The following is a 5,788-nucleotide window of genomic DNA, read 5'->3' on the forward strand; positions in this document are numbered from 1 at the left end:
AAAAAGAACGGTCCCGGCAGGGTTTGTGCCTGTCGGGGCCGTGTGACGTGTGATGCGGCGGCGTGCTACTCTCCCACATCCTGTCGGGTGCAGTACCATCGCCGTGCCAGGTCTTAGCTTCCGGGTTCGGAATGGGTCCGGGCGTCTCCCCTGGGCCATGGCCGCCGCAAATCTACTGTTATACATCCCGGGGGATCGTGTCTCCACGTGTCCCCTCGGGGGGATTGTGGTGGGTTGGGGACCGGATAGTGGACGCGACTGAAGGGATCGTAGTGTGACGTGCAGGGTGTCTCCCTGTCGTCGGGTGATGCTTGTTTGTTCCTGCCACCCTTGCGGGTGGGTGTGTAGTGTTGCCGTTCGACTGTTAGTACCGGTCAGCTCCACCCCTCACGGGGCTTCCACGTCCGGCCTATCGACCATGTGTTCTCCATGGAGTCTCCAGACCCCCTAAGGGGGTCACGGAATCCTGATCTCGGAGCAGGCTTCCCGCTTAGATGCTTTCAGCGGTTATCCCTCCCGAACGTAGCCAACCGGCCGCGCCACTGGCGTGACGACCGGCATACCAGAGGTTCGTCCACCCAGGTCCTCTCGTACTATGGGCAGGCCTCCTCAGGATTCCAACGAGCGCAGAGGATAGAGACCAAACTGTCTCACGACGTTCTGAACCCAGCTCGCGTGCCGCTTTGATCGGCGAACAGCCGAACCCTTGGGACCTGCTCCAGCCCCAGGATGCGACGAGCCGACATCGAGGTGCCAAACCATCCCGTCGATATGGACTCTTGGGAATGATCAGCCTGTTATCCCCGGGGTACCTTTTATCCGTTGAGCGATGCCGCGCCCGTGCGCCGGCACCGGATCACTATCTCCGACTTTCGTCCCTGCTCGACCCGCCGGTCTCGCAGTCAAGCCCCCTTGTGCGATTGCACTCGACACCCGGTTGCCGACCGGGCTGAGGGGACCTTTGAGCGCCTCCGTTACTCTTTGGGAGGCAACCGCCCCAGTTGAACTACCCGCCAGGCACTGTCCCTGACACGGATCACGTGTCGAGGTTAGACGCCAGGTGTGGACAGAGCGGTATTTCACCTTCCGGCTCCCCGCGGGCTGGCGCCCGCGGCTCACGGCCTCCCGCCTATGCTACACAATCCAGACCTGACGACAATACCAAGGTATAGTAAAGGTCCCGGGGTCTTTTCGTCCTTCTGCGCTTAACGAGCATCTTTACTCGTACTGCAATTTCGCCGAGCTCCTGGTCGAGACAGCGGGGAAGTCGTTACGCCATTCGTGCAGGTCGGAACTTGCCCGACAAGGAATTTCGCTACCTTAGGATGGTTATAGTTACCACCGCCGTTTACCGGGGCTTGAATTCACCGCTTCACCCCGAAGGGCTGACGGATCCTCTTAACCTTCCGGCACCGGGCAGGCGTCAGTGCATATACAGCGGCTTGCGCCTTCGCATGCACCTGTGTTTTTGGTAAACAGTCGCTACCCCCTGGCCTGTGCCACCCCCCAAGGCTCGGCGCGCGAGGCGCGTCACCCCAGGGGGTCTCCCTTATACCGAAGGCACGGGAGTGGTTTGCCGAGTTCCTTGACCAGGATTCGCTCGATCGCCTTGGTATACTCTACCAGACCACCAGTGTCGGTTTGGGGTACGGGCGGCATAGGGCCCTGGCGCCGAAGCTTTTCTCGGCAGAAGGGATCACCGGATTCGCCCCCTAAGGGGCCCATCATCACGCCTCGGCCTTCACGTCCCGCGGATTTGCCTACGGGACGGCCTGCACGCTTGACCACGGAAAACCACCTCCGCGGCCGGCTACCTGACTGCGTCACTCCTGCGTCGGCCTACCACACGCGGGATCCCAACACCACCCGCATCCACGCCCCGAAAGGCGCCTCAACGGGAAGCGGAGGTTAGCGCACGCGCTTCGGCTTTGACGGTCCCCAGCCGGTACGGGAATATCGACCCGTTCATCCATTCGACTACGCCTGTCGGCCTCGCCTTAGGACCCGACTGACCCGGGGACGACGAACGTGGCCCCGGAACCCTTGGTCATCCAGCGGACGGGATCCTCACCCGTCTCTCGCTACTCATGTCTGCATTCTCACTCCCCCACGGTCCACGACACGCTCACGCGGCCGCTTCGCCCCATGGGGGACGCTCTCCTACCCAGCACAACTGCTGGCGCGTCTTCGGTGGTGTGCTTGAGCCCCGCTACATTGTCGGCGCGGAACCACTAGACCAGTGAGCTGTTACGCACTCTTTCAAGGATGGCTGCTTCTGAGCCAACCTCCTGGCTGTCTATGCGACTCCACATCCTTTCCCACTTAGCACACGCTTCGGGACCTTAGACGACGCTCTGGGCTGTCTCCCTCTCGACGACGGAGCTTATCCCCCGCCGACTCACTGCCGCGCCACACCTCACGGGTATTCGGAGTTCGGCTGCTGTCGGTACCCGGAACGGGCCCTCAAGCATCCGGTAGCTCTACCCCCCGGAGGCGACACGCGACGCTGCACCTAAATGCATTTCGGAGAGAACCAGCTATCACGGAATTTGATTGGCCTTTCACCCCTAGCCCCAGGTCATCCCCCCGGTTTTCAACCCAGGTGGGTGCGGTCCTCCACGCGGTCTTACCCACGCTTCAACCTGCCCAGGGCTAGATCATCCCGCTTCGGGTCCAGGACACGCGACACACGCCCTATTCAGACTCGCCTTCGCTACGCATACGCCACACGGCTTATGCACGCCACATGCCACTGACTCGCAGACTCATTTTTCGATAGGCACGCCGTCACCCCACGCGGAGGCTCCGACGGATCGTAGGCGCACGGTTTCAGGAACTCTTTCACTCCCCTCCCGGGGTGCTTTTCACCTTTCCCTCACGGTACTGGTACACTATCGGTCAGACGGGAATACTTAGGCTCACCCCACGGTCGGGGCGGATTCACACGGGATTCCACGAGGCCCGTGCTACTTGGGCAACATGATACCGAGACGGCGCACGTTCGGCTACGGGGCCATCACCCCCTACGGCCAGGCATTCAATCCTGTTCGCCTCACACGCCGTTTTATCACTCGGCCCGGCCCCGTCGGAGACCGGACACACACGCCCGCAACACCCCACGCGCAACCCCCGACGGGTATCACACGCGCAAGGTTTGGCCTGGTCCGCTTTCGCTCGCCACTACTCACGGAATATCCTTTCCTGCAGGTACTGAGATGTTTCACTTCCCTGCGTACCCCCCGCACCCTACGGTGCGGTGACAGCCCATGACGGCTGCCGGGTCACCCCATTCAGAAACCCTCGGATCAAAGCCCGCTCGGCGACTCCCCGAGGCATATCGCTGCCCGCCACGTCTTTCATCGGTCCCGTCTGCCAAGGCATCCACCATACGCCCTTGCAGGCAACCCCACACACGGGGCACACCCACAAGACCAAACGAACACCGGACGACAGATCATCAACACTCTGCGATCACAAAACGATCAAACAAACAACCAGACCCCCAAACGGGGACCCGGTCGAAATACATCAGTACAAGCAGACCACAAACCCGCGACCCACACAAGGCCACGGCATGGTCCGCTCGCGTCCACTCTCCAGTTCTCAAACCACCACGCCACACCACACGACCCCACCCGGAACACCCGGACAGGAACCCATGGCAGGCACCCGACACCAAACCCCCCACCCGGGAGGCCGTGGCCGTCAGGGAACCCAACAGCATGCCCGTACCCGCCCCCGCAAGGGAGGCGCAACGACCGTTCCACGCCAGCACGCCCGACACCCCAGGGAAACAAACCCCCGGGAACCATGCCAGGCACTCAATATATTCTCCGTAGAAAGGAGGTGATCCAGCCGCACCTTCCGGTACGGCTACCTTGTTACGACTTAGTCCCAATCACGAGCCTCACCTTAGACGGCTCCCCCCAGACAACTGGTCAGGCCACCGGCTTCGGGTGCTGCCCACTTTCATGACTTGACGGGCGGTGTGTACAAGGCCCGGGAACGCATTCACCGCGGCGTTGCTGATCCGCGATTACTAGCGACTCCGCCTTCACGGAGCCGGGTTGCAGGCTCCGATCCGAACTGAGACCGGTTTTCAGGGATCCGCTCCATGTCACCATGTCGCATCCCGCTGTACCGGCCATTGTAGCATGCGTGAAGCCCTGGACGTAAGGGGCATGATGATCTGACGTCATCCCCACCTTCCTCCGGGTTAACCCCGGCGGTCCCCCGTGAGTTCCCGCCATGACGCGCTGGCAACACGGGGCGAGGGTTGCGCTCGTTGCGGGACTTGACCCAACATCTCACGACACGAGCTGACGACGACCATGCACCACCTGTGAACCCGCCCCGAAGGGAAACCGTGTCTCCACGGTCGTCGGGAACATGTCAAGCCCAGGTAAGGTTCTTCGCGTTGCATCGAATTAATCCGCATGCTCCGCCGCTTGTGCGGGCCCCCGTCAATTTCTTTGAGTTTTAGCCTTGCGGCCGTACTCCCCAGGCGGGATGCTTAACGCGTTGGCTCCGACACGGGACCCGTGGAAGGGCCCCACATCCAGCATCCACCGTTTACGGCGTGGACTACCAGGGTATCTAATCCTGTTCGCTCCCCACGCTTTCGCTCCTCAGCGTCAGTAACGGCCCAGAGACCTGCCTTCGCCATTGGTGTTCTTCCCGATATCTACACATTCCACCGTTACACCGGGAATTCCAGTCTCCCCTACCGCACTCCAGCCCGCCCGTACCCGGCGCAGATCCACCGTTAGGCGATGGACTTTCACACCGGACGCGACGAACCGCCTACGAGCCCTTTACGCCCAATAATTCCGGATAACGCTCGCACCCTACGTATTACCGCGGCTGCTGGCACGTAGTTAGCCGGTGCTTATTCGAAAGGTACACTCACCCCCAAGGGGGCTTGCTCCCAAACAAAAGCGGTTTACAACCCGAAGGCCTCCATCCCGCACGCGGCGTCGCTGCATCAGGCTTGCGCCCATTGTGCAATATTCCCCACTGCTGCCTCCCGTAGGAGTCTGGGCCGTATCTCAGTCCCAATGTGGCCGGTCGCCCTCTCAGGCCGGCTACCCGTCGAAGCCTTGGTGGGCCATCACCCCGCCAACAAGCTGATAGGACGCGACCCCATCCCACGCCGCAAAAGCTTTCCCGGACCCCCATGCAGGAGCCCGGCACATCCGGCATTACCACCCGTTTCCAGGAGCTATTCCGGAGCATGGGGCAGGTCGGTCACGCATTACTCACCCGTTCGCCACTCTCACCCGCAAGCAAAGCCCGCAGGATCCCGTTCGACTTGCATGTGTTAAGCACGCCGCCAGCGTTCATCCTGAGCCAGAATCGAACCCTCCACAAAAAAACAATGCGGAAAGCCAACCAACGGCTCTCTAAATAATTGACGATCGCCTAATAAGGAAAGGCGACTCGCACGAAAACCCCGGCCCCCATCACACCGCCCTCGCGGACTGGCGGGAAACCCCGCACAGCGGGGACCGGACTGGCAATCATTGACTATAAAAGAAGTAGTACAGACACGCTCTTGAGTTCTCAAACCACCACACACACCCACGAAACCAAACCCCCCGAAGAAGGCCGGCCCGCGAGCGGCAGCAAGAGAACAACATACACCACCAACCCCACCCACGCAAACCAACCCACCAACCACCACCCCACAAACCCTACAAAACACACGAAAACACCGGCGTGTCGAAAACACCACACAACCACCCAAACCAACCAACAACCAAACAACCAAAACAACCAAAAACAATCG

The 5,788-nt window shown here is 61.0% G+C and carries 3 rRNA genes; all 3 read right to left on the minus strand.

From position 1 onward, the window contains the following. Positions 1–52: 52 nt before the first annotated feature. Positions 53–169, minus strand: a 5S ribosomal RNA gene (rrf, locus tag WD012_RS05285). Between the two features lie 175 nt (positions 170–344). Beyond that, positions 345–3,408 (minus strand): 23S ribosomal RNA (locus tag WD012_RS05290). Between the two features lie 431 nt (positions 3,409–3,839). Next, positions 3,840–5,371 (minus strand): 16S ribosomal RNA (locus WD012_RS05295). The 16S, 23S and 5S rRNA genes sit together here, the layout of an rRNA operon. Positions 5,372–5,788: the final 417 nt, after the last annotated feature.

It is taken from the genome of Bifidobacterium thermophilum (assembly GCF_037482445.1).
Classification (GTDB): Bacteria; Actinomycetota; Actinomycetes; order Actinomycetales; family Bifidobacteriaceae; genus Bifidobacterium; species Bifidobacterium thermophilum_B.